The 1,658-nt window shown below is 52.5% G+C and carries 1 protein-coding gene and 2 pseudogenes; 2 read left to right on the top strand and 1 reads right to left on the bottom strand.

All coding sequences use genetic code 11. The annotated features are described in order from the left end of the window. Positions 1–280 precede the first annotated feature (280 nt). Complete coding sequence (locus tag IKE44_RS03330; protein WP_049626070.1) at positions 281–1,129, bottom strand: MBL fold metallo-hydrolase; 849 nt, start codon at positions 1,127–1,129, stop codon at positions 281–283. Between the two features lie 180 nt (positions 1,130–1,309). On the opposite strand from IKE44_RS03330, the pseudogene IKE44_RS03335 reads away from it, so the two are divergent. Beyond that, positions 1,310–1,420: pseudogene (locus tag IKE44_RS03335) on the top strand (phasin-related domain-containing protein); the annotation flags it as partial. 90 nt (positions 1,421–1,510) lie between these two features. Continuing rightward, positions 1,511–1,658 (top strand): annotated as a pseudogene (locus IKE44_RS03340) (IS110 family RNA-guided transposase); the annotation flags it as partial.

A 1,658-nucleotide genomic window follows, 5' to 3' on the forward strand; every position in this document is an offset into this window, starting at 1 on the left:
GGAGGCCACCTCTTTGCCCAAATAGCCTTCCATGACCAGGCGAACCGCCATCACCCGTTGGCGAAGAAGGGTGTTTTTGATTTTCCGTTCCTGTTTGCGAAGTGTCCGAGGTGTCCATCCGTGATCGTTGGTGATTTTGAGGCGTTTCATGCAGAATTCCGCTCCTTTTCCATGCTTTTCCTTAGGAGCAGTATAACCGGAGTGGGCACCACTTATACGAAGGTTAACTTTTCAATGAGCATATATATAGAAGCCGTTCACGGAACGATAGTCCGTTTGCCTAATGGACGTACTTCCCATAATCAGGGGTAGCGATACGGTCAAAATTACGGGCGAGTTTTGTCAACCCTTCACGCAGCTCTTTGCCGGCGACAGGAGCACCGTGTCCGGTGATGGCGACTGACGGAAAGAGTGCGGCTAACTTGCGCACCGACTCGCGGGCGGCGCGCCAATCGATGGTATAATAGCGCGGCGGGCCGCTGATTTCGATTTGTTGGGTCAACACTTTATACAGTGAATCTTGGCGGACGGTGACGAACGCGTCGCCGGCGATTAAAGCGGCGTCGCGCGGCCGAAATAACGAAATGTGGCCTGGCGTGTGCCCCGGTGTGTGGATCCAGTGGAACTCCGGTAAGTGCGGAACAGTGCCGTCCTCTGGCAGCGGATGAACGCGATCGCCCAGTTGAATCGGTTCATTTGGGAAAAACGGTGATATTTTGGCGATGAAGCCGCCCTCGACGGAAGCGTCAGGTTCAGGATAGCTCGCCTTTCCAGTCAAATACGGCAGTTCAGCCGGATGGGCATACACCGGGACATTCCAATGCTTGACAAGCTCAACAATCGCTCCAACGTGGTCAAAATGGCCGTGGGTTAAAACAATGGCTTGCGGGCGGCTGCCGCTGCCAAAGCGGTCTTCCACGACTGAAACAATGTCATCGGCTGATCCCGGCATGCCAGCGTCGACTAATACAAACGCGCGGTCATCCGGGCGGCCGACAAGACAAATGTTCACGATTTGGATCGTATGGCAGTACAAATCGGGCAGCACGCTGACTCCGAGGCCGCTCGCTGCTGACGTTGCAGGTATGAAACGATAGTCTTCTCCGTAGTGCAGTTGTTCCTCTGCCATGGGAACTCCCTCCTTGCACGAATGGATAGCCCATCGATAGGATTCCTTATCGAGAAGTGGGATATGCAACGCTAGGTTCGAACGGAAAACACCTTCCGCATTTTCCTCTTTGGCCGCTTGCTCGACATGCCCCGCCAAATAATGGTACTATAAAGGAAAGAAGGAAAGGAGGAAAACAGGATGAGCATTTTGAAAAAAGGATTGGCGTTCGGGCTTGGGCTTGCGATCGCCAGCAAAGAACAAGCGGAAAAATTGATCGATGAGTTGGTCAAAAAAGGAGCATTCCCGTTAGGAGCTTTTCCGGGGACTTGATCAAAAAAAGCCCTCTTGGTATGATGCAGGGGTGTCAAACAATTACCATCATGCCAAGGAGGACTTCAGATGAATTTTACACAAAACTATAAAATTGATCAAGTTACGGAACAAACGCTTGTCGTGGGCATCGATATCGCGAAACGAACCCACTACGCCTGCTTCGTGGATGACCGGGGGCGCGTGCTTCGCAAGTCGTTCCCGATCTTCCAGTCGA

The organism is Geobacillus sp. (assembly GCF_017515625.1).
GTDB classification, from domain to species: Bacteria; Bacillota; Bacilli; order Bacillales; family Anoxybacillaceae; genus Geobacillus; species Geobacillus stearothermophilus.

Bases quoted from the DNA above. Each gene is read 5' to 3' on its own strand.
- IKE44_RS03330 (WP_049626070.1), bottom strand. From the start codon at position 1,129: ATGGCAGAGGAACAACTGCACTACGGAGAAGACTATCGTTTCATACCT.